General features: G+C 26.2%; 20 protein-coding genes. 9 read left to right on the forward strand and 11 right to left on the reverse strand.

Annotated elements, in window-relative coordinates:
• Positions 1 to 7: 7 nt before the first annotated feature.
• From AVBRAN9334_RS05565 to murJ, 3 genes are read right to left on the reverse strand one after another with little or no spacing between them, the layout of a single operon-like run.
• On the reverse strand, positions 8 to 1,762 hold the full coding sequence (locus tag AVBRAN9334_RS05565) for an ABC transporter ATP-binding protein (RefSeq protein ID WP_214119930.1): 1,755 nt from the start codon (positions 1,760 to 1,762) through the stop codon (positions 8 to 10).
• Positions 1,759 to 3,105: a cysteine--tRNA ligase gene (gene cysS / locus AVBRAN9334_RS05570; protein WP_336607228.1), complete on the reverse strand. Its 1,347-nt coding sequence runs from the start codon at positions 3,103 to 3,105 to the stop codon at positions 1,759 to 1,761. The genes AVBRAN9334_RS05565 and cysS overlap by 4 nt, the downstream gene beginning before the upstream one ends.
• The gene (gene murJ, locus AVBRAN9334_RS05575; RefSeq protein ID WP_336607229.1) at positions 3,092 to 4,504 is read right to left on the reverse strand and encodes a murein biosynthesis integral membrane protein MurJ; all 1,413 of its coding nucleotides are present in this window, start codon (positions 4,502 to 4,504) and stop codon (positions 3,092 to 3,094) included. Before murJ ends, cysS begins: the two co-directional genes overlap by 14 nt.
• A gap of 62 nt (positions 4,505 to 4,566) precedes the next feature.
• Here murJ and AVBRAN9334_RS05580 point away from each other — a divergent pair, with 62 nt between their 5' ends.
• The 9 genes from AVBRAN9334_RS05580 to AVBRAN9334_RS05620 are packed head-to-tail and all read left to right on the forward strand — an operon-like array spanning position 4,567 to position 12,892.
• Entirely contained in the window at positions 4,567 to 6,450 is a 1,884-nt protein-coding gene (locus AVBRAN9334_RS05580) for a flagellar assembly protein A (protein ID WP_336607230.1), read from the forward strand.
• Positions 6,447 to 7,001, forward strand: a complete 555-nt coding sequence (ruvA, locus tag AVBRAN9334_RS05585) for a Holliday junction branch migration protein RuvA (protein WP_214117728.1) — start codon at positions 6,447 to 6,449, stop codon at positions 6,999 to 7,001. The genes AVBRAN9334_RS05580 and ruvA overlap by 4 nt, the downstream gene beginning before the upstream one ends.
• 9 nt (positions 7,002 to 7,010) lie before the next feature.
• A complete protein-coding gene (locus AVBRAN9334_RS05590) occupies positions 7,011 to 8,027 on the forward strand; it encodes a D-alanine--D-alanine ligase (protein ID WP_214117727.1) in 1,017 nt (338 codons plus the stop codon).
• The gene (locus tag AVBRAN9334_RS05595) at positions 8,027 to 8,521 is read left to right on the forward strand and encodes a thermonuclease family protein (protein WP_214117726.1); all 495 of its coding nucleotides are present in this window, start codon (positions 8,027 to 8,029) and stop codon (positions 8,519 to 8,521) included. The genes AVBRAN9334_RS05590 and AVBRAN9334_RS05595 overlap by 1 nt, the downstream gene beginning before the upstream one ends.
• Positions 8,518 to 8,670 carry a hypothetical protein gene (locus tag AVBRAN9334_RS05600; RefSeq protein WP_214119933.1) on the forward strand — a complete coding sequence of 51 codons (153 nt, stop codon included), beginning with the start codon at positions 8,518 to 8,520 and terminating at the stop codon, positions 8,668 to 8,670. Before AVBRAN9334_RS05595 ends, AVBRAN9334_RS05600 begins: the two co-directional genes overlap by 4 nt.
• A complete protein-coding gene (locus AVBRAN9334_RS05605; RefSeq protein ID WP_214117724.1) occupies positions 8,643 to 9,086 on the forward strand; it encodes a hypothetical protein in 444 nt (147 codons plus the stop codon). Before AVBRAN9334_RS05600 ends, AVBRAN9334_RS05605 begins: the two co-directional genes overlap by 28 nt.
• A gap of 1 nt (position 9,087) precedes the next feature.
• The gene (locus AVBRAN9334_RS05610; RefSeq protein ID WP_336607231.1) at positions 9,088 to 9,975 is read left to right on the forward strand and encodes a polyprenyl synthetase family protein; all 888 of its coding nucleotides are present in this window, start codon (positions 9,088 to 9,090) and stop codon (positions 9,973 to 9,975) included.
• On the forward strand, positions 9,975 to 11,201 hold the full coding sequence (hemA, locus tag AVBRAN9334_RS05615) for a glutamyl-tRNA reductase (protein ID WP_336607232.1): 1,227 nt from the start codon (positions 9,975 to 9,977) through the stop codon (positions 11,199 to 11,201). The genes AVBRAN9334_RS05610 and hemA overlap by 1 nt, the downstream gene beginning before the upstream one ends.
• Entirely contained in the window at positions 11,198 to 12,892 is a 1,695-nt protein-coding gene (locus AVBRAN9334_RS05620; RefSeq protein WP_336607233.1) for a proline--tRNA ligase, read from the forward strand. The genes hemA and AVBRAN9334_RS05620 overlap by 4 nt, the downstream gene beginning before the upstream one ends.
• Positions 12,893 to 12,941: 49 nt before the next feature.
• Here AVBRAN9334_RS05620 and AVBRAN9334_RS05625 read toward each other — a convergent pair whose 3' ends face one another.
• The 8 genes from AVBRAN9334_RS05625 to AVBRAN9334_RS05660 all read right to left on the reverse strand — a co-directional run bounded on the left by AVBRAN9334_RS05625 (position 12,942) and on the right by AVBRAN9334_RS05660 (position 24,836).
• Positions 12,942 to 13,562, reverse strand: a complete 621-nt coding sequence (locus tag AVBRAN9334_RS05625; RefSeq protein ID WP_336607234.1) for a hypothetical protein — start codon at positions 13,560 to 13,562, stop codon at positions 12,942 to 12,944.
• A 45-nt stretch (positions 13,563 to 13,607) separates the two neighbouring features.
• Complete coding sequence (locus tag AVBRAN9334_RS05630) at positions 13,608 to 14,219, reverse strand: hypothetical protein (RefSeq protein ID WP_336607235.1); 612 nt, start codon at positions 14,217 to 14,219, stop codon at positions 13,608 to 13,610.
• A 283-nt stretch (positions 14,220 to 14,502) separates the two neighbouring features.
• On the reverse strand, positions 14,503 to 14,838 hold the full coding sequence (locus AVBRAN9334_RS05635; protein ID WP_239803648.1) for a hypothetical protein: 336 nt from the start codon (positions 14,836 to 14,838) through the stop codon (positions 14,503 to 14,505).
• Between the two features lie 130 nt (positions 14,839 to 14,968).
• Positions 14,969 to 19,123 (reverse strand): calcium-binding protein, encoded by a 4,155-nt coding sequence (locus AVBRAN9334_RS05640; RefSeq protein ID WP_336607236.1) that lies wholly within the window; start codon positions 19,121 to 19,123, stop codon positions 14,969 to 14,971.
• Positions 19,120 to 19,977, reverse strand: coding sequence for a hypothetical protein (locus AVBRAN9334_RS05645; protein WP_336607237.1), 858 nt, complete (start codon positions 19,975 to 19,977; stop codon positions 19,120 to 19,122). The genes AVBRAN9334_RS05640 and AVBRAN9334_RS05645 overlap by 4 nt, the downstream gene beginning before the upstream one ends.
• Positions 19,978 to 20,177: 200 nt before the next feature.
• Positions 20,178 to 22,274, reverse strand: coding sequence for a peptidase domain-containing ABC transporter (locus AVBRAN9334_RS05650; RefSeq protein WP_214150388.1), 2,097 nt, complete (start codon positions 22,272 to 22,274; stop codon positions 20,178 to 20,180).
• Position 22,275: 1 nt separating this feature from the next.
• Positions 22,276 to 23,541, reverse strand: coding sequence for a TolC family protein (locus AVBRAN9334_RS05655; RefSeq protein WP_239803651.1), 1,266 nt, complete (start codon positions 23,539 to 23,541; stop codon positions 22,276 to 22,278).
• A complete protein-coding gene (locus AVBRAN9334_RS05660; RefSeq protein ID WP_214150390.1) occupies positions 23,538 to 24,836 on the reverse strand; it encodes an HlyD family type I secretion periplasmic adaptor subunit in 1,299 nt (432 codons plus the stop codon). The genes AVBRAN9334_RS05655 and AVBRAN9334_RS05660 overlap by 4 nt, the downstream gene beginning before the upstream one ends.
• Positions 24,837 to 24,871 lie beyond the last annotated feature (35 nt).

A 24,871-nucleotide genomic window follows, 5' to 3' on the forward strand; every position in this document is an offset into this window, starting at 1 on the left:
ATCTCTTTTAACATTCTTCAAATTTTTCTTTTAATTTTTTATAAAATTCATTATTTTCTAAGCTTTTATCGTTTCCAAATCCCACCATTTTAGAATTATCTAAAATCAAAATATTATCAGCAATTGCAATGGAATTTAATCTATGTGCTATTAGAATAATTATCTTATCTTGCTTAATATTTACTAAGCTTTTTGATATTAAATTCTGACTTTCATTATCTAAAGCACTTGTTGCTTCATCAAAAATTATTATTTCAGGATTTTTATAAAACGCTCTTGCAAGTGCTAGGCGTTGTCTTTGACCGCCGCTAAAATTATTACCTTTTTCACTTAGTTTAGTATAAATTCCATCAGGCATAGCACTTATAAAATCATAAGCATTTGCAAGTTTTAAGGCATTAATTACTCTTTCTTCATCAAATTCATTTGCATAAGCAATATTATTTGCAATAGTATCGCTAAATAAATAAATATTTTGTGTAACTATTGCTATTTTTTCTCTTAAGCTATCTAGTGAATAATTTTTATAATTGTTATTATTTATTTTAATTTCTCCAGAATTTAGCTCATAAAATCTTAAAATAGTATTTACTAAAGAGCTTTTTCCACTACCACTTCTTCCTATAATTGCGGTGATTTCGCCTTTTTTAAACTCTATACTAACATTATCTAAAGCTAATTTATTATCGTATTTTAAACTAGCATTTTGTAATTTTAGGCTTTTAATTTCTTGATTTAAATTCTCATCTCCACCTTTAATCTCTGGCTCAAGGTCAAGTAAATAAAAAGTCCTTGTGCTAGCTGCTAGGTTTGTTTGAAGACTTGCATAAAGACTTGTAATTCTTTTAACAGGAGTATATATTAAAAATAAAGCCGTTAAAAATGAGAAAAAATTGCCTATTTGCATAGAGCCATTTATAACTTCCATTCCACCTATTATTATAGTTGCCGATACGCCTAAAGCACCAAAAGTCTCCATAATAGGGCTTGTAAAGGCATTTATTTTAGTTCCACGATAGATTAATTTCGCTACATTTTCATTGCTATTTTTGTATTTTTCTAGTTCTAATTTTTCAGCATTTGATGATTTAACTAGTTCAATATTGCCTAAAATCTCATTTAGTCTTGAAGTAAGCTCGGCATAATTTTGTTGTGTTGCTATTCCTATACTTTTTAATTTTTTTATGAAATATCTAATAGGAAGCATAGCAGCAGGTAAGATAATAAATGCAAAAAAAGCTAATTTTGGGCTTTGAGAAATCACTACATAAAGTAAGCCTAAGGTTGTAATTATTTCTCTTGTAATATCAGGAATGAAATTAGTAAGCACATTTTGAAGACTTCCAATATCATTTAATGAGCGTGATATTAGCTCTCCACTAGGGTGTTTTTGAAAGAATTTCATATCCATTACTATGATTTTTTTTAGGATTTTTTGCCTTAGTCTTTTTGTAATTTCTATACCTATAAAACCCATATTAATTGTTTGCATATAAAGACCTAAATTCTTTATAAAATATAAAGCAAACACACCTAAAGGTAAGATATATAATAATGTTACATCTTTTTCTACAAAGATTTTATTTAAAATCGGTTCAATAATCTTAGCACTACCAGCAGTTCCAGCTGAAGCTAAAATCATACCTATTATTGCTAGAAAAAATCTTATTTTATAATCTTTAAAATAGTGCTTAAACCTTTTTAATACATAAGATAATTTTAATTGGGATACATTTTGATTTTCTATTTCTTTTAAATTCATAAAATCTCCCAATCAACACCATTAGCGCTATCTTGAATGCTTATGCCTAAATTACTTAATTCATTTCTAATACTATCGGCTTTTGCGTAATCTTTATTTTTTTTAGCTTCATTTCTTTCATCAATTAATTTTAGAATTTGAATACGGAATTTCTCATCACAATTTTGTAAATATTCATTAGGATTAATCACTCCAACTCCTAATAATTCAACAATAGCTAAAAACTCATTTTTAAGCTCATCATTAGCTTTTATAGTATTTGCATAATTTACCCATTCATCTACAATTGCAAGTGCTTTTGAAGTATTTAAATCATCGCTTAAAGCTTCAACTAATTTTGATTTTAGCTCACTATTAGGTGCTATTGTTTTTAAATCTAGTTCATTTAAATTAAGCTTTTTTTTCACTCTAAATATTTTATCAAGGCGTTTTTTAGAAGCTTTTAAATCAGTAATTGTGTAATTAAAATCTTGTCTATAATGAGTGCTTAGTAAATAAAATCTAAGTGTTTCTCCGCTAAATTCTTTTAAAGCGTCTTTTACAAAAAAGCTATTATTTAGACTTTTACTCATTTTTTCGTTATTAATATTTACAAAGCCATTATGTAGCCAAAAAGTAGCCAGTTCGTTTTTAGTTGCTAAGCGACATTGACAAGCTTCGTTTTCGTGATGTGGAAACAACAAATCAGCCCCACCACAATGAATGTGTAATTTAGGAAAAATATCTAAAATCATACAAACACATTCAGTATGCCAACCAGGACGACCTGTGCCAAAACTTGCTTTATAATAATTCTCATCAAATTTCCATAATACAAAATCACTTGCATTCTTTTTATCTACTTCATTTTCAAGTCTTGAGATAGTATCATCTTGAGGTTTGTTTGAAATACTTAAATAAAGTTTATCTAAACTTGTATTTAAATATATTCCATCATCTAATCTATAAGCATATTTTAATTCAAGCAATTTTTCAATAAAACTAATCATTTGATTAATATATTCAGTTGCTCTTGGGCTAATATCAGGCTCTAAAACATTTAAAGCTTTCATATCAGCTTCATAACTTTTAATATAAGTTTCGCTAATTTCAGCTAGACTTTTGCCACTTTCATTCATTTTTTTGATTAATTTATCATCAATATCTGTGTAATTTTTTGCTAATTTTACTTCAAAACCACTTGCTTTAATTACTCTTTTTAATAAATCAAAACTTATGCTTGACCTTGCATGGCCTAAATGTGCGTCATCATAAACGGTTGGACCGCAAACATATATATTTATACATTCATTTTTATATGTAAATTCTTCTTTTTTTCTAGTTTGTGAGTTAAAAAATTGCATTTAAAAATCCTTTTAAATATATTAAAACATAAGCAAATATTACACTAATAAAGATAATTCCTAAGCAAACGCTAGGTCTTAAAATACTAAAAAATCTAGCATAAGAAAACACAAAAAGATAAGCAAGTAGTATAAACCAAGCAGAAATATTAGCACTTATACAAAAGGCTAAAATACCAAAATCTTTTATAAAACATAAACTTGCAATTATACTTATAAAACAAGACATTATTGAAATCTTAGCAGCAATTGAGTGTAAATAATTTGCATTTATCCAAGCTAAAAATAATTTTGAAATTCCAAGTGGAACTATACATAATATATAAAGTCTTAAGACTTTAGCGCATTCAAGTGTGTTTTCATTTGTAAATGCTCCACGCTCAAATAAGAGTTTAATTATCTCTTCGCTTAAAATATAGCCTGTTAATGCAGCAAGTATTAATAAAAGTAGCATTAATTCAAATATTTTTTGAATACTTAAAATAGCATTTTTAGTTTTTCCTTGTTTAATATAAGCAATTAAGCTTGGGAAAAATACTTGAGTAAAAGCAATAGCAATTAAGGCTAGTGGGAGTTGATAAAGTCTAGTTGAATAATTAAGATATGAAATACTTGCGTGAGCTAATGAGCTAGCTAGAGCAATTTCAACTAATGAGTTTAATTGTGAACTTGATGAGCCAATTAAAGATGAACTAAAATTTTTAAAAAAGCCTTTAAGAGAAGTTTTTTTATTTTTATGATTTAAATTCTTTACATAAATTATCATAGAATGAAAGATTTTATTATCCTTTAAAGCAATCATTAAAATAATTACTTGAATAAAAGCACTTATTAAAATAAAATAAGTAATCATTTTAAGCAATTGTAATTTTTCTAAATCTTTAAATATTAAAAGAGCAGCTACACAGGCAAAATTAAAAATAGAAGCGCTTATGCTAGTTATAAAAAATCTACCTTTATAATTAAGTAAAGACGCAAAAAACGAAGCACAAAAAATAATCACTAAATACCAAATATTAAGCCCGATTAAAGGTGCTGATATTTTTTTAATCTCATCATCAAAACCATAGGCTATTAGATTAGTAAAGATATTAGAAAACATAAAAACAATTAAGGCTATTAAACTAAGTATAGCTATAAAAATTATAAGTATCTTTACACAAAATTCGCCTTTACGATTAGTCTTGGCTAGATTTGGTAAAAAGCTTTGATTAAATGTGCCTTCGGTAAATAAGGTTCTAAAAACACTCGGAAGCTTTATCATTATAAAAAATATATCAGAATAAATACTAGCCCCTAAAAATCTAGCTAGTAAAAAATCTCTACAAAAGCCACTTATTCTTGATATTAAAATACCAAAAATATTGAAAAAATATTTTTTTATTAGTTCTTGTTTCATTCATTTTACTTTTTTAATTTATTTTTAGGTATATTAACGAAAAAAAATAAAGGCTTTACAATTTGGAAAAATACATAATCAAAACAGATAAACCTTATGATGAATTAACAAATTATGCAAATAGATATAGAAAAGATATAAATAATTTAGATTTTAAGGTTCTTCATTATGAGACAATAATCACTAAAGATGGAATGTCTCAAACTCTTTTAGAACACGAATTAGAAGTATTTAACGATGATAAATTCTTTAATGATGATATAGAAATTAAACAAATATATGAAATAGAAATAATAGATAATATTGTTCCATTAATTGATTTTAAGATAGGAACAAATAAAAATCTTACTAAGGTAGTAGCAAATTTTAGTGCTATAAATTATGATGATAAAATAGAATTTGCTGAATATATAGAAAATATTAGAGATTTAATTAATAAAAAATTTATAAAAGCAGGTTTATTACTAGGCATTAGAGAATTTACTTTTCAAGAGCAGCTTGTAAAAATGCTAAAGGCATTTGAAAGTAAGCAAATTATGGAAGCTAGTATAGTTTTAGCTAAGGGGATTGAGCCAATTAATGCTATTAATTCAGAAACTAAGCTTTATTATAAAGATAAAAAAGTAGATGAAAATGCTAAAATTGATTATTCTCAGCGTGGTTTTATAAATGCTATTAGTAAAGATGAATTAATAATTGAATTTATTAAACCAATAAAGGCTGTTAATGGTAAGGATTTAAAAGGAAATATCATTAACGCTACTAATTCTAATATTATAAGTGAGCCTGATTTTAAGGTTAGTGAAAATATTAGAATGCTTGAAGATGATTTGAGTATAAAGTATTATGCAAATATAAATGGCTATGTAACTTTTGTTTATAGAGATAAATTGTATGATATAAAAGATAGTGTTAGCGTTCAAGCTGTGGAATTTAAAACAACAGGTTCAATTGATGCAGGTATTAATAAAGATATTACTTTAAATGTTGATGAACAAGATTATTTAAAAGACGCAGTAGGGGCAAATCTTAGTATAGAAGTAAGCACACTTAATGTAAAAGGAAATATCGCTCAAAATTCAGTAGTAAAAGCAAAGATTGCAAATATAGGCGGACAAACTCATTCAAAAAGTAAGATTTATGCGAAAAAAATCAATATAGAAGTGCATAGGGGTTATTGCGAAGGCGAAGATATAGAAGTAAATAGGCTTGAAAATGGCGTTATTATAGGAAAAAATGTAAGAGTAAAACACGCATTAGGCGGTAAAATCATAGCAAATAAAGTAATGATAGATACGCTCACAACTAATACAACTATAGAAGTTAGTGATATTGCAGTTGTTAAAGAGTGTTTAGGAGAAAATAACAAATTCTTAGTAAGTGCTAGTAAATCTCCAATAATTGTTAAAAGTCTTGAAAAAACTTTAGGTCAATTAGCCGAAGTAAATAAAAATCTATTATCTTTACCAAAAATTATAGATAGTAAAAAATCAATCATAGACGCTAATAAAGATAGTATTATGCAAATTAAACAAAGATTAGCAGAGATGAAGCAAAGTAATATTATTCCACCTACTGCATTTTTGCAAAAAATTAGAGATTATCAAAATGTTGTGCTTGAATATAATGATTTAATTACTAAATTAAAAGATTTTAAAGATAAGCATAAAGATTTAGAAGATGATTTAAAAAGATTGCAAAATAAAGTCTATGAAGCAAAGGTTATAAATACTAAAAGATGGGCGAATTTAAATGAAATTAAATTCAAATTACTTTATCCTGATATTGAGCTAACTTATAATACTAAAGAATATGAAGATTTATATTGTTTAAAATTAGAAAGAGTTATGATAGGTGATGAAGAAAGTGCAAAAATAGTAAAGCTAAAAAGAACAGAAGTTAAAAATTACGAAGATGAATTTATGGAAGAAAAGGAAGATTATTGATAGTTTATTTAGAAGGTGAAGTTATTAAAAAAACTCCTGCGTTTATAATCTTAAAAACTTATGGAGTAGGGTATGGAATAAATCTTAGCTTATTAAGTGCTGCTAGGATTAATAAAGGAGATAAAGTAGCTTTATTAATTACTCAAATTATTAAAGAAGATTCAAATAAATTATATGGCTTTTTAGATGAAAGTGAGCAAATATTATTTGAAGCCTTAATAAAAGTAAATGGCATAGGTGCTACAAGTGCTATGGCACTTCTATCATCAATGGATGTAGCGAGTTTACAAAGTGCCATTATTAATGAAAACGCAAAAGCTTTATGTAAAGCTCCAGGAATTGGTGCTAAGAGTGCAAGTAGATTAATATTAGAATTAAAAGATAAAATAATCAAATTAGGAATAAGTGCGGAGAATAATTATTATTACGAAGCTAGTGAAGCTTTACTTGCTTTAGGTTTTAAACAAGAAGCTGTGATTAAAGCTTTAAAAGATATTAATGCAAATAGTGTTAGCGAAGTAATAAAACTAGCTCTTAAAAAATTAAGTTAAGGAAAATAAATGAAATACGCAATGGTTTTTGGTGGGAATTCTTACGAGCATGAAATAAGCATAGTAAGTGCTGTAACTGTGGCAAAATTATTAGATGATGTAATTTTTATTTATGTTAGTTTTGATAATGAGTTTTATCTAATAGATAAAAACAATATGAATGCAAATTATTTTGCAAAAGGTGGTTTTAAAAACCTTAAGCCTTTAGTATTAAAACAAGGTGGCTTTTATCTTAAAAAACTTTTAGGCGAAGAAAAAGTAGAATTTGATATAGCTATTAATATAGTTCATGGAAAAGATGGCGAAGATGGGAAATTAGCTTCTATGTTTGATTTTTATAATATCAAATACATAGGCCCTAGAACTGCTGCTTGTGTGCTTAGTTTTGATAAACATTTAACTAAACTTTATGCAAATGAAGTAGGGGTTAAAACAATTGCTTATAAATTATTAGAAAGTAAAAATGATGAGGTTGAATTACCTGTTATTTTAAAACCAGCTAGGCTTGGAAGTAGTATAGGTATAAATATAGTAAAAAATAAAGAAGATTTTGCTTATGCGTATGATAGCTCGTATGAATTTGATGACAAGATTTTAGCAGAGCCTTTTATTGAAAATATTCAAGAAGTAAATCTAGCAGGATTTTTTGATGGCGAAAAAATTGTATTTTCAAAGATTGAAGAGCCTAAGAAAAATGGTCATTTAGATTTTGACCAAAAATATCTAAGCTTTAAACAAGAAAAAATAGAAGAAGTAAAACTTAATGATGAGTTAGTAAATAAATTAAAAGACGCTTTTACTAGACTTTATTTGCCGTTGTTTAAAGGTGCTTTAATTAGATGCGATTTTTTTATTAAAGATAATGAGATTTATCTAAATGAGATTAATCCAAATCCAGGTTCTTATGCTAATTATTTATTTGATGATTTTAAATCTTCTTTAGAAAAATTAGCAAAATCTATTGAAAGTGATTTTAAAATTAAAGAAAATTTCACATTTTTAAATAAAATTGTAAGAGCTAAATAATGAGATTTGTTTTGATATTCTTGCTAAGTATTAATCTATTTGCAGGAGAGTATTTTGTATCAAAAGTAATGGATGGAGATACTATTCAAGTAAGAAAAGGCAAGAAAAAAACAAAAGTTAGATTATATGGCATTGACGCACCTGAAACAAGTCAGAATTTTGGTGCATATTGTACTAGGGTTTTGTCTTCTAAAATAATTGGCAAAAAGGTTGATTTGAAAATCAAAGGCAAAGATAAATATAAAAGAACCATAGCAATTGTATATTTAGATGAGGTAGATATAAATCGCTATGTAGTTCAGCAAGGTTGTGCTTGGGCGTATTCTTATTATACAAATATGTATAAAAGCGATGAGTTAAAAGCAAGACAAGAATTAAAAGGCTTATGGATAGATAAAAACGCTCAAAATCCTTATGAATGGAGAAAAAAGCATAAAAATAGAAGAAGTGAAAGTGAAGAGCTTAAAAAATTATTTCAATGGTTGATAGCATGAAAAAATTGATTGTTTTAATAGCTATTATTTTTAGCTCGTGTGCTAGTAAAGATGGAATTAGGCTTCATTATTATGAAGATTGTAATGAATATTATGACGCAGCTGGGGTTTATCATAAAGAATGTCCAAACAATATTATAGATTTTTAATACTGATTTTTTTTAGTATTAATTTATTTGCGGGTGTGCCTAATTTTGCTTATGAAAAAGAATATATTTTAAAAAAAGATGAATTAGAATGGTTTTTCATAAGTCCTAAGGGTGAAGAAAAATGGCAAAAATATGCCTTTAGATGGACGCATTTTGATAATACGAATTTGATTTTGCTAACTAATTTTAAAGATTATAAAAATTATAGAAAACAATATGTATTATCTCTTAGAAGGGGGCTTGATTTTGTTAAAGAACAAATTTTGCCTAATTACAAAAATCCTAGCATTGATAAAGTTACACTTTTTTTAGAATTTAAGGATTTTAAAGATAATAAAGCTAAAATAAAAGTTTTAGTTATTGATAACGATGGAAGAGTAGATATTGAGTTTAATAAGAATTTAAAAGGGAAGTAGTATGGAAAAGATAGATTTTTATATAAATGACTTTATAAAAGAGTTAAAGCATCCTAGTATTTATGAGTATTTAGCCAAGGTAAATCACGGCAAAAGATTACGCTCAAAACTGATTTTAAAAATAGCTGGAGTTAGTGATGAAGCTTATAAATTATGTGCAGTAATTGAGTGTATTCATCTAGCATCGCTTATGCACGATGATGTAATAGATGAAGCACTAACTAGAAGAAATGCTCCAAGTATTAATGCAATTTATGGCGATAAAACTGCTATTATGCTAGGCGATATTTTATATTCAATTGCGTTTTATAATTTATGCTCTTTTAAAAGTGAAATAGCAGCCTGTGTTGGTCGTGCAGTTGCCTTACTTAGTAGTGGCGAATTGCTTGATGTAGAGCTTGGAGAAAGCTTTAATGAAGATGAGAGCAAATATTATGAAATGATTTATAAAAAAACGGCTTCATTAATAGAAGCGAGTGCATATGCAGCAGCACTTTTAGCTAATTATCCTAACGCTAATGACTATAAAGAATTTGGTAAAAATCTAGGAATTGCCTTTCAAATAGTTGATGATATTTTAGATATTACTCAAGATGAAGCTACTTTAGGAAAGCCAAATTTAAATGATTATAAAGAAGGCAAAGTTACTCTTCCATACATTATGCTAGATAAAAAATTGCAAGGCGATGATAAAGCAAGACTAAGGTCTTATTTTTGTAAGACTTTAAGCAAAGATGAATTATCGTGGATAAAAGAGCAATTTTTAAAATACGATTTAATAAATGCAAGTATAAATGAAGCTAAAAATTACGGAGAACTTGCATTAAAATACGCAAGTAGCGATGAATTAAAAGAAATCGTTAAAAAAATGATTTTTAGGGAGTTTTGATGCATTATTTTAGCGTTAGTTTTACTCATAAAAATACAAGTATTGAAGTAAGAGAAAGACTAGCTTTAAGTGATGAATTTAAGAAAAAAGAAATTTATAAATTAATCTTAGCTAATGATTACATAGAAGAATGCGTGATTTTAAGCACCTGTAATAGAATAGAAATAATGTGTTATATTGAAAACCAAGTGGGTGTTTATGAATACATAATAAAGTGCTTATGTTTAATTTGTAAGATTGATGAGCAACTTATCAAAAATTCTCCTGATATTTACGAAGGCAGTGGGTTTATTCATCATCTTTTTGGTGTTTCAAGCTCACTTGATAGTCTTGTAATAGGGGAGACTCAAATCACAGGTCAATTAAAACAAGCCTTGCAAAGTGCTAATTATTCTCCTAATTTAGAAGTAGCGATTAATTATTCTTTTAAATGTGCTGCAATGGTTAGAAATAAAACTGCTATTTCAAAAAACTCTGTATCAGTAAGCTCTGTTGCAGTAGCAAAAGCAAGAGAGATTTGTGATATTAAAACTAAAAAAATCCTTTTAATAGGAAGTGGTTTGATGATAGAATTAGCTGCAAAACACTTACTAAATCATACAAAAGGAAATATTGCGATAATTTCAAGAACCAAAGCAAATGCTTTAAAACTAGCAAATGAACTAGATTTAATATGTTTAGATTATGAAGATTTAATCTCTATTTTAAATTCTTATGAGCTTATATTTTGTGCTACTAGTTCAAATGAACCTATAATTACTAAAGATATTATAAGTCCGGTTGAGTTTAAAAGGTATTTTTTTGATATTGCTGTGCCAAGAGATATTGAGCTTGAAAATAGCGAATTGATAGAAGTTTTTAGCGTTGATAGTCTAAATGAAATAGTTAAGAAAAATATGCAATTTAAAGATGAAGAAGCAAAAATTGCTTTTAGTGTAGTTGCAAAAATGGTTAATGAGTTTTATAAGGATTTAAATGTAATTCAAGTAACTCCTATAATAAAAGCTATGAGAATTAGAGCAGATGAAATCATAAATCAAGAATTAGAAATAGCAATTAAGAAAGGTTATTTAAAAAATAGTGATAATGAAGAAGCATTGAAATTCGCAAAACAAGTTATGAAGTCTTATTTGCACGAACCTACAATAAGACTTAAAAATATTGATGATGAAGGTTTAGAAACGCAAAGTTTAAATTATTTATTTAATGTGAAGGAAAACGAATGAGATTTTCAAAATTATACGCACCAACGACAAAAGAAGCACCAAGAGATGCTATCTTAAAAAGTCATATTTTACTTAGTAGAGCAGCTTATATAGAGCAACTTGGCTCAGGACTTTATAGTTATTTGCCATTAGGGCTTGAAGTATTAGAAAATATTAAAAATATTGTAATTAAGCATATGAAAAATGCAGGAGCAAACTATTTAAATCTTAGTTTTGTATGCCCGTTAAATTATTGGGATGAGAGTGGAAGAAGTGCTAAATTTGGTAAAGAATTGCTAAGGTTTAAGGATAGAAAAGAAAATGATTTTATCCTAAGTCCGACAGCAGAAGAAGCAATAGTTGCACTTGTGCGTGGAAAAATTACAAGCTATAAACAATTGCCTATTAATTTATTTCAAATTCAAACTAAATTCCGTGATGAAGCAAGACCTAGATTTGGACTTTTTAGAGCTCGTGAGTTTATTATGAAAGATGCTTATAGTTTTCATGATTCGCTTGAGTCTTTAGAAGCTGAGTTTTTAAATATGCAAGAAGCGTATTGTAAAATTTTTGATGAATTAGGGTTAAATTATGCGATTGTAGAAGCAGATAGCGGAGCAATTGGTGGAAGTGGTTCAAGAGAATTTATGGTAATTAGTCCTAGTGGAGAAGATGATTTGGCTATTTGTGAATGTGGATATTGTGCTAATATAGAAACAGCAAAAAGAGCTAAAAGAAAATTTATCAAAGAAATAGAAGCTGATTTTGCAAAATTTCACACTCCAAATGTAAAAACCATAGAAGATTTAGCTAAATTCTTTAAATGCAAAGAGCATAATTTCATAAAAGCAGTAGCAAAAAAAGCAATATATGTAGATAAAGAAGAAATCATAGTATATTTTATAAGAGGTTGCGATGAGCTAAACGAAACTAAGGCTTTAAATGCAGCTAATGCACTTGATTTAGTAGATGTAAGTGAAGAAGAATTAATAAAGGCTAATTTAGTTCCAGGATTTATTGGGCTTAAGGATTGTCCTGTTAGATTTTTCATAGATAGCGAGTTAGAAAATGAAAGCGATTTAATTTGTGGAGCAAACGAAAAAGACTATCATTATGTAGGATTTAAGGTAACTAGCTTTTTACAAGAGCGTTTTTATGATTTAAGCTTGGTTAAAGAAAACGATGAATGCCATAAGTGTAATAAAGCTTTAAAAATTACAAAAGGCATTGAAGTAGGGCATATATTTAAATTAGGCGATAAGTATTCAAGTGCTATGAATGCAACTTATCTTGATAATAATGGCAAGGCAAAACCTTTTATAATGGGTTGTTATGGTATAGGAATTAGTAGGCTTTTAGCAGTAATTGCTGAATGCAATAATGATGATTATGGGCTTATTTTTGATAAAAATATTTCAGCATTTACATTACAAATCATAATATCAGATATTAAAAATGAAGAGCAAGTTAAGTTTGCAAATGATATATATGAGTATTGTTTGGCTAATGGTATTAAGGCTTTATTAGATGATAGAAATGAGCGTTTTGGTGTAAAAATGAGTGATTATGAGTTAATAGGCACACCTTATGCTATTGTAGTGGGTAAAAAACTTGATGATAATTTGGTAGAATTTAGAGCTCGTAAAACACTTGAAAAACTAGAATTAAACTCAAACGAAGTTAAAGATAAATTATCAAATCTTTTAAAATAATTTTATTCATTTAAAACTATAAATAATATTTATAAATTATTTATAGTTTTTATAATCTAAATCTACCTTTAGAACTTATTGCTTTATATCTATTTTCAATATAACCACAACTATCTATGAAAAACTCTTCACTAACTTCGTTAAAATCATTATTTTCATCAAAGTAATAATACTTCACAAACAATCTTTCAGATTCAAAAACAAATGAAGCTTCATCATAAAAATATTTATCATGTTTTATTACTAGCTCATTATTAAATTTATTTATTTTTGAAGTTTTTAATAATTCTTTGCTAAATTCTTTTATTTCTTTTATTTCATCTATATTTTTATAATTTTGAACTTTTTCTAATTTTTCTACATTTGCATGACGATTAAAATAATCTTTTATAGCGAGTTTTTGTCGTTCTAGGTATTCAATTTTACACTTATAGCCGAATTTATTATAATCTATTTTATAAGTTTTATCAGTATTAAAATCATAATAGCTCAAATTATTCTCACTTAGGTCTGCTTCAATTCTATATAATTTTGTTTTAAGCTCATTAAATTCTTCTAATGGGTCGGTGTTATTACTTATAAAATTATAAGTTAATGTAAAATAACATAAAGCAAATATTAAACATAATAAACTTATAAGAAATATTAATTTAACTATTCTAAAAAACATTTAAAATCCTAACAATTATTAATTACTTTCATACTAACTCTTTTACTACATACGCTCAATATAACCACAATCATCTATTAAAAACTCATAATTTTCTTCAAGTAAATTATTATTAAAACTAAAGTAATAATATTTTACAAATAATTTTCCATCTTTAAAAATAAAAGAATTTTTATCATAAAAATGCTCAAAACCATCAATTGTTAGCTCGTAATTAAATTCATAGACTTGTGAAGTTTTTAATAAATCTTTGCTAAATTTTTTTATTTCTTTTATTTCATCTATACTTTTATAATTATTGATTTTTTCTAATTGCGTATGTGGATATCTTTCAAAAAAATTTTGAATAGCGTATTTTTGTTTTTGTAACTCATCAATAATGCAACCATATCCAAGTTCATTGTAATTTACCTTATATGTTCTTTTATCACCAAAATCATAATATGGTTTATATCCTTGCTTTAATAAAATTTCTTCAACTTTTTTTAATTCCTTTGTTACCTTAACAAAATCACTATAATCGTAAGGTTTTGTAACATAATATTCTATTATTGTAAAAGCGCCGATGGATAAAATAGATAATATAAATAGTATGCAAAGCAATGCAAATATACAATACAATAATTTTCTTATAAACTCTATCAGCTTAGAATACATTTATCGCTCCAAATATAAAACAATTTTTATGGTTTAGTATAGCAAATAAGTTTATTTAAATTCTTTTAAACAATAAGGTTAATTGATGGTGTAAAATATTTTGGAATTTAAATTAGGATTTTAATAAATTTAAAAATGTTTTATTGTAAAAATAGTTGGAATTAAAAGTTATTATTTTTTGCTTTTATATTTTATATAACAATAAAATAAAATAGTAGATATAAAAGCCATAGCAAGACTTAATATGCTATTTTTTATAGGAAGTGATGCGATATTGTCTATATTAAATTTCTTTAGTATTTTTAGTTAAAACATATTTATCAATAATTAATATGTGAAATACATGCATAAAATAACCATACAAAAATATTAAGATAAAAAAACATATAAGTTCGTTAGCTATAACACAATAAAACACATATATCAAAATAACACTAAAAATAAGAGCAAAAACATTGCAAATAAAAATCAAAATTCCTAAAATATCTCTTGTTTGGTGTTTGTAAATAGCTTCACAATAATCGCATTTCATTATATATCCTAAATCTTCATCAAAAACATGTGTTTTAGGTAAAGGAATTTTATTTTTACAAACTTCACATTTTTTATAAAAAAACATTTAAATGCCTTAACTTGCTAATTAATTTTTTATAATATAAAGTTTTAGTAAAAAATCCATAAAATTTAAAAATAATTATTAATTTAATTTCAAATTCCTAATCCAAATTCTTAAAGAATTTGGATTTAGTTTATAAATATACTTGAATATTGTTGTTTTTATCATCTGTATATGTAATAAATCCAGATGAATTAGGCGAGTAAGCATTCGTATCTTGTATTAGTCTTTCTGTATTTTTTAAATAAGATGATAAATCAGGTTTAATCACTTTATTTACCAAATCCTCATAGCTTGGTAATTCTTTTGCGGCTGTATTTATAAACTCATCATAGCATAAAGTTTTATCACTAAAAACAAATTTTTCAATCTTATTAAATCCTATCCCAAAATTACCTAATATAGTAACACTATCTTTATTATTGTTATATTTGATGATTAGATTATCTACATCTTTTTTAAGCACAACTTCACTAAAGCTAATATCATTAAATTTAATAGTATCATATCCTAAGGCATCTTTTATATAATCATTCCCATCATTTCTATTAAAGATATATGTATCATTTCCAGCACCGCCGTCTAAATAATCATCTCCTTTACCACCAATTAAAGTATCATTACCAAATAAGCCATATATTTTATCGCTATATTCACTTCCAATTAAAGTATCATTGCCCCAAGTAGGAGTTAATACCATTTGTCTTAAATCATTAGCACTTAAAGTCTTATCTTGTAATACTAAAGCAGATATATCATAATCTTTTTTGAAAAAATCTACAACTTTTATAGATGAACTTTCATCAACCACTTTTCTAAACCAACCAGCACTTTTTAGCTTGTTTATTATTAAATCATCATTATTTCTAGTAATTTTTACAAATGATGAGCTAACATCTAGGATTATTTCATCATAAGCATTATCATTTCTAAGATTAATTATTGTATCTTTTCCCCAAACTCCTTTATAAATATACTTATCATTCCCCATACCGCCTTGCAAGATATCATCTCCTGCTCCGCCTATAATGATATCATCACCATCTCCTGCATAAATATCATCATTACCATTGCCACCATTTATGATGTCTGCTCCTGCTCCACTTCTTATGATGTCATCTCCATCTCCACCATCAATAATATCATCTCCATTATGTGTGATTATGGTATCGTTGCCATCTAGCATAGTTATTACATAATCTTTATTTGTAAAAAACATTGTAAAGTTATCATCACCATTTGTAGGTGTATAAACTCTATTAATTATCTCATCCTTATTTATGCTTGTATTATTAGCGAATTTGATTTCATCAATAGTATTTCTTAAATCTTCATATGCAAAAAAGTCTTTAACTCTAATGCTATTATTATCATCTTTAATCAGCATTAAATCATCATAATTTCTTACATATTTTAAATTATTGGCATTTATGTTTGCATCGTTAAATTTAATACAATCTATATCATTTAGATTTGATTTATAGTTTATGATAGTATCGTGCCCGAAATCTTTATCAAAAACATAAGTATCATTGCCTGCTCCACCTACTAAAGTATCATCACCAATTCCACCGATTAAGGTATCATCACCATCAAGTCCATATAAAGTATCTTTACCATTTAATAAATTTGTCCCTACTAATGTATCATTACCACTTGTTCCTGTTTGAGTTGATAGTGCATTTATAGTATCTTCATCTAAAAGTTTTAAATAATCACTTAAAGTATAATTATTCATTGTTTTTATAAAATCACCTAGCAATATTACACAATCATTTAAAGAATTTATATCTTTAAAGCTTGTTATAAACTCAGCTAAATCAACGAAAGCTTTTTTAGGATTTGTTTCATTAATAGCCTTAAATTTTTCTATACTTTTAGAAAAATCTAATTTAAGCTCATACGAGCCATTGTTTTCGTAGCTAGTAATGCTTATTTCATCATAGTATTCTTTTAATCTTGTTTGAAATAACAATCCCTTATAAACATAAGTTCTTAAACTATCATAAGTATTATTAAAGCTATTTCTAAGCTCGTTAAACTCATTTAAACTAGCTATATAAAAATCTTGATTATTAACGCCTAAAAATGAATTAATAATTGATATTTTTTGCTTAAGCTCATTAAACTCATTTTTTAAACTTTCACTAATAGTAAAATTAGCATATTCTCTAGCTTGTGATGGCGTAAGCCATAAATCCCTTATGCTATCAGTATTGCTAGGATTATTGCTATCAAATTCTTTGGTTTTAGATAGGTTAAAGTCTTTGTTTAAAGCTTTATTAGTATTAGCCCAAGCATAAATTAGACTATCAAGCTTGTTTAATTGCTCTTCTTTGCTGTTTGTAGATGAATAATCTTTAAGCAATGCTTTTAATTTAGTATCTAAACAAGCAGCATCCCTTAAATCTCTTAATACTCCATAGCCTTTAAGATTTGCTAGATTTAATTCTTCTTCTGAATATTTTATCTTGTCTTTAAATACTCTTTCTATACTACTAACGCTAAAATTAATATCAGCCAATAAGCTTTCTTTATCATCCTTGATAAAGGTAGCTGTTTGAGTGATGGTGTTATCATTATCAAGATTTTGATTTGTATCTTTATAGTTTAGATTTATGCTAGTTATGTTTAAATCTTTTAAAGACTTTAGTTCGTTTATTTGCGTTATGCCATCTTCGTTTAAGTCTTGCCAAATTTTAAGATTGTTAAACTCTTTATCATTTATATCAATTACTCCATCTTCATTACTATCTAAAAGCTTTAAGGCTTCAAAGCCGTTTAGAGCAAGTGTGGTTTGAGTAGGATTTAAGGTTTGATTATTGTTAGTATCTAAAGCTTTAAAATCACTACTTGGAATTTCAGTAAAGTTTCCAAATAATTCATTACCATTATCTATTAGATTATTATTGTTTTTATCTAATACTAATAATCCATCATCTTTACTAATCCAAGATGATTTATAAGCTATGTTGTCACTATTGTGGTCAAAAAATGCCTTAGAATTATTAAGAGTGATTGTATCTATTCTGCCGTTGTTGTTTAGGTCTAGGACTAGCGGGTCGTATTTTATAACTTTAGCCATTGGATTATAGAAAATGTTTAAAGTTTTATTTTTATATAAACTATTTTTAAAATCATCACTATAATCCCCTTTAAATGTATCTTTAAAGGTTCTTGATACAAAATCTTTATAATCAAATATTTTTGCCAAATCTCCGTTTGCTTCAACCAATACTTTATCTTCTAAAAATTTAACTCTTCCTTGTTCTATTAAATTTGGATTTAGTTTGATTAAAGATTTAACACTCATTTTGTTTGCTTTTGCAATATCTATGATTGTATCGCCTTGTTTTACTACATATTTTTTATTATCTCCTAATAAAATCTCTTCTCCTACTAATATCTTAATATTAGTTAGCACAAACGATTTACTAGGTATATAATCTATAATATCTTTTAAAGTATCATTATCTAATTGTTTTATATCATATTTAACATTATTGATACTAGCCTTATTTACTCCACTAAATAGTGCTAAATCAAATAAATCTTCATCAGATAAAGTAGAATTATTATTGGTGTTTATTGTGACAAAATTATTGTTTTTTTCAATTTGAACTGAATTATTATAATCACTTAATGCGATATCATAATTATTAAATTTAGAATTATTTGCAAAATCAATCCCATCATTAATATTATCTGCTTTAATAATTATATTATTATCTTTAACTTCTGCTTCTAATACAGGTTTACCTTTTTTCACATCTTCTTTTGGTCTAAGTAAATCTATAACATCACTACAAAATTTATCAAAAGTTACATTAGAATAATAATCCTTTATCAAATCAAAATCTAAAACTGACTTGGCATTTTCAAACATTTCTTTTGCAAACTCTTTATCATTCAATATTCTTCCATAGAATTCAGCAGCTTCAGGAAAAGTTTCTCCAAAATAATCAGAAGCTTTAAAATTGATAATAGCTTCAATCCTTTCATTTTCTACAACCCCTAGTTTGTTTAAGAATACTAATATATTTTTAGATTTATTGAGTATAACTTCATCAATTATACTGCCAAAAATATTGCCTGCCAACCTTAAAGCTGTATTATCTTTATCTTTATTTTGTAAATATTTTATATATATAGAAAATGTTTGAGTTTTAATATCAAAAAATATTGTATTCTTAACCCCAAGATATTTTGCCATTGATTTTTCTACAAATTGAATTTTTGCAAAAACATCATTTATAAAATCTAAAGTTTCTTTATTTTTCTCGGTCATAATGTCTCCTTTTTCTTGTTTAAAATCTTTTCAATTTTCTTTTGTTGTTTTGCTATGTATTTTTCGCCTAGTGGTTGTGCTTCTTCTTCTCTAAATTCCATTTCAAATCCACCTTTGCTAATTGCAGAATACTTTTGTCTAAACTCTGTGTATAAAAAATAAACTGATAAATCATCAACAAAAGGCAATGAAACTAGCTTGGTTTTAGTTTGATATATTGTGTAAGTTTTTAAGTTTTTACCATTTAAGAAAAATAGTGCTAAATAGCTTGATAAAATATCCAATATTACAAAAAACATAATTATAGGAAAGAAAATTATTCTAGCTATAGGGTAGTCTAATCTATAATTTAAACTTTGATTTTCTGTTTCTTTAGTGTTATAAGCGTCTTTATTGAATATATACGAATAAGCTAAAGCAGGTCGCTTGGTTTGTAATCTAAAAACTATATCGCTTTTATTTATCGTTGCAGTTACTTTCTTATAGCTCTTTGCTATACCAAAAACACCTGCTTCATCTATCTCATAAGTATCAAAATATATCTTTTCATTATCTACGCTAATATAAAAATCATTATTTTTAACAAATCTAAGTCTTTTTATTTGTCTAAGTTTTAAAAAGAATGCAACAAAAAAAATACCATCAATAATACCACTCCAACCTTTTTGAATTCTTCGTATGTCAGTCATTGTTTTTTCGGGTTTACTATTTAATTCATTGATAATATCTATTACAAAATAACATGAAATAAGTGTAAGAAAAATTGAAAAAATCTCATTAAACAATCTAATAAGCTCTAAGTTATATAAATAATCGTTTTTTATTTTATAATCTTTTAAATTATCTATATTCAAATTTATCCTTTGTTTTTAATAAGATTAATTATAGCAAATAAACAATAAAAATTCATAAAATTTAAAAATAATTATTAAAATTATGTTACTTTTCGTAATAAATAATACTAAAAAATATTTTTTAATTTAATTTCAAATCCCTAATTCAAATTCTTTTAAAACTATAAATAATATTTATTAAATTATTTATAGTTTTAGGTTTATAGATTTTGCTGTTTGTATAAATGTGCGTAGTATCCATTAAGCTCCATTAGTTTTGTATGATTTCCACACTCAACCAAATTACCCTTATCAAGGACTAATATCTCATCACAATCTTTAACCGTGCTTAATCTATGTGCTATTATTATAAATGTTTTGTTTTGTTTGATTAGTGATAGATTTGATGTGATGATTTTCTCGCTTTCATAATCAAGTGCCGAAGTAGCCTCATCAAATATCAAAACCCTTGGATTATGTAGCAAGGCTCTTGCTATTGCTATTCTTTGTCTTTGACCGCCGCTTAATGCAGAGCCTCTTTCTCCTACTAAAGTATCATAACCTGCACTAAGTTCGCTTATGAAATCGTGTGCTCCTGCTATTTTGCATACATTTATTATTTCTTGCATTGATGCACTTGGCTTTGATAGGCTTATGTTTTCTTTGATACTACCGCTAAATAAATAATTTTCTTGTAAAACTACGCCTAAATTACTCCTTAAAACATAAGGATTTAAATGTCTTAAATCTATTCCATCTATATAAATAGAGCCTTCGTTGGGGATATAAAGTCTTTCTATGAGTTTTGTTATGGTGCTTTTACCACTGCCACTGCGTCCTACTATTCCTATGCTTTTATTTGCTTGTAGGTTAAAGCTTAGATTATTTAAGACATAGTTAGAATTTGGGCTATATTTAAAGCTTACATTATTAAATTTTATATTACCTGATACTTGATTTAGCGATATAGGTTTATTTGTAGTTTGCTCTTGCGGTGTATTTAAAATATCTCCTAATCTATCTACGCTTAAAATAGCTTGTTGTAATTCATTCCACAAGCTTACAAGTCGCATAATAGGGGCGCTAAATTGATTGGCAAACATCTGAAAGGCTATTAATTGTCCTACACTTAAACTCCCGTCAATTACTAATCCTACTCCAAAATACAAAATTGCTAATGTCATAAGCTTTTGTAAAGAATTAGCAAAAGTGCTTGCGATATTGCTTAGATTACTTAAATTAAAAGATGATTTTAAATATTTTGCTAAATAATCTTCCCAGTATTTTTTCATACTACCTTCAATGGCTAGGGATTTTATGGTTTGCATTCCTGTTATGCTTTCTACTAGATATGAATTAGATGCTGCTCCCATTTGGAATTTATCTTCAAGCCTTGCTCTTAAAATAGGCGTTATAAAAAAATAAATCAAAGCAATACAAATCACAAAAGCTAATGAAACAAATGTTAGCTTCACGCTATATAAAAGCATCATCAAAATAAAAACTATACTAAATAACAAATCTAAAATCACGCTTACTGATTTGTTGGCTATAAAATCTCTTATATTATCAAGCTCTCTTATTCTAGCTGCTATGTTGCCTACTTTTCTATTCTCAAAATACACCATAGGTAACAATAATAAATGTGTAAATAACTCACTGCCTAATTTTGCGTCAATTTTTGTGGTAGTATGAGTAAAGATATAATTTCTACTAAGGCTTAATAAACTTTCAAAAACAATAACGCTAAAAAATGCAAAAGCGATTACATTAAGTGTGCTTATACTATGGTGCAACAAGACTTTATCAAGGACTACTTGAGTAAATAAAGGTGTAACTAAGCCAAATAATTGCATAACAAAACTTGCTAATAAAATTTGTAATACAATACCCTTATAACTTAGCATTCTTTTATAAAACCAAGAGAAGCCAAACTTTACACTATCGTTTAATAATTTGTGTGCTAGGATTAAGATTTTATCACTTGATAAATTATGTAATTCTTCATAGCTAATTTGCCTTGCTTCTTTTCCACCATCAAAAATAAGAGCTTGTTGATTATTAAAATCAAGTTTTAAAACTACAAAATATGTTAAATCTTTTTTCAAAAATATAAAAGGTGCTTTATATAAATGAAGGTTTTTTAAATTAAGCTTTTTGATTTTTACTTTAAAATCATTATCTTTAGCGATTTTTGCTAGTTCGTAAATACTTGGCTCGCTATCTTTTAAAGCGTATTTGTTACAAATCGCATTAATATCTATTGATATATTTGCAAATTGCGCACAAAGTGATAAGCAACCTAAGGCTGTATGCATATTAATATCCTTTTTTACAATTATTAAATTGATTATTTATTAAATTAATTTTAATAGCGTTTGCATTTGCATTTATTATATATTCATTTAAATCTTGGAGTTTTTTATAGTTTTCTATACTTGCATTTATGACTTCAAATTTTGATTTTTCACCAGTTTTGTGTAGTTTTTGTATATAAAGCTCATTTGTATTTGCTTCTTTGCTTATTATCTTTAAGGTTTTTATTATTTCATCTTTGTTTTGTATAAAAAATATAAGCTCGTTTATTTGTTTTTCATATTCTAGCTTTGCTTGTATTAGCTCTTGATTTAATTTGTTTATTTCTAATTGTTTTAACTCTTTAGATGAACTTGTTTTAAATCCATCAAATATAATATAGTTAATCCCAATTCCTACTAAGTACCCGTGTTTTTTAGAACTATCGGCAAGGTCTTGATAATTATTTTTGGTTTTATCATAAAAATCATATCTTGAATAAAGGCTTATTGTAGGGCGTTGATTTAGGGATTTTAGTTCATACATTGAGCTTTTTATTTTAGAATTTAATTCTAAAAATTTATTTGTTTTTTCAAATTCTAAAAAGTCTAAAGCAATTTCATCAATTTTACTAAAATCATCTATTTTATCAATATTAAGATTTGATAAATACGATATATATGATAAATAATTTCTTAATTCAAATTCTAGTTTTAAAATCTGTGTTTTTGCATCGCTAAAGTCCAAAAAATAAGAATTTACATTGATTAAATCTAATTCTCCAACTTTATTTAATCTTTTTGATAATTTATATAAACTTTCATAAGCAAGGCTTAAATTTTTATATGTTTTTAATTTATTTTCACTTAATAGTGCGAGTTTGTAGTATTCTAATAAATCTAGTGATAATTGCAATTCCTTATAACACTTATTGTAATTACTTGTAGCGATATTTTCTTTGGCTGATTTGATTTTATAATAATCATTTCCAAATTTGAATAAATCATATTTTAATATAAGTGATATTGTGCTTTGATGATTGTTATAATCGCTAAAAAGCTCTCTTTTATAATCATTACTTTTTGTATTTGAATACTTAAAATCTGCATTAAATGATAATTCTGGATATAAATATGATTTATAAAAATCATAATTATAATTAGCGCTTTTAATATCTATTTTTGCGATATTTATGATAGGAGAATTTTTAAGTGCATAGTCTAGTATGGTGTAAAAATCTTTAGCTATTGATGTGCTAAGCATTATAAGAAAAACAAAAATAATTCTCATCTAATACTAAGCCCTTCATCAAGATATCTAATAATAGGATATATGAAAAACTCTATTACTCTTCTTTTGCCAACCTTTACTTCAGCTATTACTTGCATTCCTGGTTCTATTTCTTTTACTTCCCCATCTACTATCAAATGATTTTTTAAAGGTTTTACCTTAATTTCAAAAATATCTCCTAATTTTTCATCTTTTATAGCATCGTTTCCAATATGTTCTAAAATTCCATCTAGTTTGCCGTATTTTTGAAAATTAAATGTGGTTATTTTGATAGCTACATTTTGCCCTTTTTTAAGATATCCTATATCTTGATTTAATACATTTGCCTTTATTATAAGTGGCTTATCAATTGGGATTATTGATATTAATTGCTCATTGCTTGATACAGAACTTCCTTCAGTATTTACAAATAATTTTCCTACATATCCATCAACTGGTGATGAAATAACTTGCCTTAGGCTTTGAAATTCTATCGCGTTTATATCTGCCTTTAATAATGCTATTTCATTTTTAGTTTTTAAGAGTTCATCATAATTTTTAGCAATAAAATTTGCTTTAAAACTCTCAAGTTCTTTTGTGAGTTCGTTTAATTTATTTTCTAATTCTAAAGATTTGTTTTTATTTACAAGTATTTGTAATTGTAAATCTTGCTTTGTTTTTAATAAATTTTCATAATCTTTATAAGCGATTATATCTTTTACCTTGCTAAGTCTATTTAATTTTGAGCTTGTGTATTTATGCTCTATTTCTAATCTTTTTAATTCTTCTTTATTGGCTTGTAATGAATTAATAGTTTGTTTGATTTTAAATTCATAAGTGTTTATGCTATTTTTAAAGCTATTTAATTGGTTTTGATATAGGCTTAATTCTGCATTACTAACATCTTTTAATTCGCTCTCGTTACTTAGTGCATTTAATCTTTTTAAACTATCTTCTAAAGCTTTTAAATTCTCTTTTTTACTTTCTAAATTGACTTTAGATACACTTGGGTCAACTAGTATTAAAGGCTCATTTGCTTTTATTTTATCACCTTCTTTTACAAGAATTTTGTAAATTACTCCGTTTTCTAAAGGTTTGATTATTTTAATTTCTCCATCAGGCACTACTTTACCACTAGCACTTACCACTATATCAACCTTAGCTAGTATTAGCCAAGCAATACTAAAAACTATTACAAATAAAACTATATATAAAATACTTTTACCTAATGGATTTTGCGGTCTATCTTCTAACTCTACTAAAAGTGGTTTAAATTCGTGTGTATCATCATCAAATTTTTTAAAAATTTTAAACATATTTTACCTAATTAATATATTTTTTAAATACTTAA

The organism is Campylobacter sp. RM9334, assembly GCF_020138145.1.
Lineage (GTDB): Bacteria > Campylobacterota > Campylobacteria > Campylobacterales > Campylobacteraceae > Campylobacter_E.

What these genes read in the sequence shown, in the direction of transcription:
- AVBRAN9334_RS05605 (WP_214117724.1), top strand. Translation starts at nt 8,643, where the DNA reads ATGTCCAAACAATATTATAGATTTTTAATACTGATTTTTTTTAGTATT.
- AVBRAN9334_RS05590 (WP_214117727.1), top strand. Translation starts at nt 7,011, where the DNA reads ATGAAATACGCAATGGTTTTTGGTGGGAATTCTTACGAGCATGAAATA.
- AVBRAN9334_RS05640 (WP_336607236.1), bottom strand. Translation starts at nt 19,123, where the DNA reads ATGACCGAGAAAAATAAAGAAACTTTAGATTTTATAAATGATGTTTTT.
- hemA (WP_336607232.1), top strand. Translation starts at nt 9,975, where the DNA reads ATGCATTATTTTAGCGTTAGTTTTACTCATAAAAATACAAGTATTGAA.
- AVBRAN9334_RS05660 (WP_214150390.1), bottom strand. Translation starts at nt 24,836, where the DNA reads ATGTTTAAAATTTTTAAAAAATTTGATGATGATACACACGAATTTAAA.
- AVBRAN9334_RS05625 (WP_336607234.1), bottom strand. Translation starts at nt 13,562, where the DNA reads ATGTTTTTTAGAATAGTTAAATTAATATTTCTTATAAGTTTATTATGT.
- AVBRAN9334_RS05565 (WP_214119930.1), bottom strand. Translation starts at nt 1,762, where the DNA reads ATGAATTTAAAAGAAATAGAAAATCAAAATGTATCCCAATTAAAATTA.
- AVBRAN9334_RS05620 (WP_336607233.1), top strand. Translation starts at nt 11,198, where the DNA reads ATGAGATTTTCAAAATTATACGCACCAACGACAAAAGAAGCACCAAGA.
- AVBRAN9334_RS05650 (WP_214150388.1), bottom strand. Translation starts at nt 22,274, where the DNA reads ATGCATACAGCCTTAGGTTGCTTATCACTTTGTGCGCAATTTGCAAAT.
- murJ (WP_336607229.1), bottom strand. Translation starts at nt 4,504, where the DNA reads ATGAAACAAGAACTAATAAAAAAATATTTTTTCAATATTTTTGGTATT.
- AVBRAN9334_RS05595 (WP_214117726.1), top strand. Translation starts at nt 8,027, where the DNA reads ATGAGATTTGTTTTGATATTCTTGCTAAGTATTAATCTATTTGCAGGA.
- AVBRAN9334_RS05610 (WP_336607231.1), top strand. Translation starts at nt 9,088, where the DNA reads ATGGAAAAGATAGATTTTTATATAAATGACTTTATAAAAGAGTTAAAG.
- cysS (WP_336607228.1), bottom strand. Translation starts at nt 3,105, where the DNA reads ATGCAATTTTTTAACTCACAAACTAGAAAAAAAGAAGAATTTACATAT.
- AVBRAN9334_RS05635 (WP_239803648.1), bottom strand. Translation starts at nt 14,838, where the DNA reads ATGTTTTTTTATAAAAAATGTGAAGTTTGTAAAAATAAAATTCCTTTA.
- AVBRAN9334_RS05630 (WP_336607235.1), bottom strand. Translation starts at nt 14,219, where the DNA reads ATGTATTCTAAGCTGATAGAGTTTATAAGAAAATTATTGTATTGTATA.
- AVBRAN9334_RS05600 (WP_214119933.1), top strand. Translation starts at nt 8,518, where the DNA reads ATGAAAAAATTGATTGTTTTAATAGCTATTATTTTTAGCTCGTGTGCT.
- AVBRAN9334_RS05655 (WP_239803651.1), bottom strand. Translation starts at nt 23,541, where the DNA reads ATGAGAATTATTTTTGTTTTTCTTATAATGCTTAGCACATCAATAGCT.